Source organism: Nonomuraea sp. NPDC048826 (assembly GCF_043198225.1).
Lineage (GTDB): Bacteria > Actinomycetota > Actinomycetes > Streptosporangiales > Streptosporangiaceae > Nonomuraea.
Window position 1 is genome coordinate 1 of sequence record NZ_JBICUQ010000028.1, and the last position, 1994, is coordinate 1994.

At 66.5% G+C, this 1994-nt stretch carries 1 protein-coding gene; it reads right to left on the reverse strand.

Annotation, left to right across the window (positions count from 1 at the left end):
* Positions 1-114: 114 nt before the first annotated feature.
* Positions 115-1836, reverse strand: coding sequence for an IS1634 family transposase (locus tag ACGFI7_RS41735; protein ID WP_393415415.1), 1722 nt, complete (start codon positions 1834-1836; stop codon positions 115-117).
* Positions 1837-1994: the final 158 nt, after the last annotated feature.

The window sequence follows — 1994 nt, forward strand, 5'->3', positions numbered from 1 at the left end:
CCCGCGTTCCGCAGCTGTGTGGCGAGAAAAGCACACAGATCTGTGGCTTGAGCTGCGGAAATGCTTGCGGGCATGCTGATGCGGCGTGTCACTAGGTGCCAGCGTCGTGGCTGGTCAGGCGTCTGCGGCGGGTGTAGCTTCGACGATCTTCTTTGGGGTCGGGATGTCGAGTTTGGCCAGGATGTCGCGCTGGGGCTTGGTCAGTTCGGCGCGCTGGCGGAAGGTGCCGGTCGGGCCGGTGAAGGTGGCCACCGTCAGGAGGTCGAACTCGGTGCGGATGCGCCTCCAGGTGGTGCCGGTGGTGGTCTCGATGATGCGGATCAGCAGCAGCGCCAGCCAGCACAAGATGACGTGCGCGCGGATGCGTTCCTCCAGCCGGTGATAGACCGGGCGCAGGTCGATGACCTGCTTCATGTCGCGCCAGCCTCGCTCGACCTCCAGCAGTTGCTTGTAGCCGACGGCGATGTCCTCGGCCGGCAGTTTCGGGTCCGAGCAGCGCAGCAGGTACTTGCCGTCCAGGTTCGCCTCGGCCTTGACCTTGGCGGCGTCGATGCGCAACAGCCCCTTGGGGGTAGTGCGCAGATACCGGTTCAGGCCGGGCTTGGTGGAGATGACGCCGCGCAGTTCGGCGCGTTTGGTGGCGCTGAGCGTGTCGGTGCCGGCGATCAGCTCCTGGAGTTGTGTGAGGAGGCGTTCCCGGATGGCCGCATCGCGTGCGGCGCCCTCAGGGTTGAAGCAGATCACGAACCGGTCGGCCTCACCGATGCGCACCTCTTTGACCTTCAGATTCTCGGCCACGTCCTGGTAGCGGCCCTGCCGGGACAGGGCGGCCTTGGCCTCGGTCGAGCCCGAGCGCAGTCGTTCGCCGATGATGTAGTGGTGATCGCCCTGGCGCAGGTAGCGGCGGTTGTCGGCGGAGGCGAAGCCGCGGTCACCGACCCACACGATCTTGGATAGGGTCCAGTCCCGCATGTCGTCCTTGACCTGGCGGATCAGGGCGGTGTCGGTGGTGTTGCCGGGCCAGGACCAGACGCGGACGGGGATGCCGTCGCGGGTGACGGCCATGCCGATGACGATCTGCGGCAGGTCGTCGCGGTGATCCTTGGACTTGCCGCGGGTGCGGAAGCCCTTCATCACCGGTCCGCCGCCGTCCTCCTCACCGGTGTTGCCGGGGTCGGGCAGCGGGACGCCGCGCTGGTCGCGGGCGATCGGCTCATCGCCTTCGTCGATCTCGAAGTAGGTGGAGGTGGTGTCGAAGAACAGCAGGTCGACTTCCAGGTTGAGCAGGGTGGCGACCTGGTCGAACACCTTGCGCTCCACGGAGTGTTGGACTTGGTGCAACCAGTCCATGGCCCGGTAGCAGGCGTCGTCGCTGCAGGCGGGCAGGCCGTCGATGTGGGCGGTGCGGCCGATCCAGTGGGAGGCGGCCAGCTTGGAGGAGGCGTCCAGAGCGCGGTTGGCGACCAGGGCGAACAGCACCCGTTCGGTGAACGGGCTGCGCCGGGTGGAGGTCAGGATGCGCCTCATGATCGTGTCGATCTTCAGCTGACGCCACAGCTGGTCGAGCAGGTAGAGGCCGCCGTAGGCGGCCGAGCCGATGAAGGTCAGCTCGGCGCCCGAGGTGAGGGCGGCGGCCCGGCCCGGGTCCAGCAGCCGGCACAGCGAGCCGACCAGGCGTTCGACGGCGGCGCGGTCGATCCGGTCTTCGCGGCCGAAGTTGTGCAGGACCTTCATCTTGGCGGCTTTGGCGACGGGATCCCACTCGTTATGGGCGAGTTGGAGGTATCGCACCGTGGTGCCGTCTTTGTTCTTCCGGCTCGCTGTCCTGACGAACATGTCACCAGACCGTAGCAGCGTGTGCGCAGGCCGTGATGGTGTTATCGCTGAAGTCGTGTCACTAGGGCTTTTCGCCGTTTCCACCACGTCGCAAGCCACCGACCTGCGGTTTCACACCCGAACATGCCCTGGATCATGGATTAGCTGCGGAACGCGGG

Bases quoted from the DNA above. Each gene is read 5' to 3' on its own strand.
- ACGFI7_RS41735 (WP_393415415.1), bottom strand. From the start codon at position 1,836: ATGTTCGTCAGGACAGCGAGCCGGAAGAACAAAGACGGCACCACGGTG.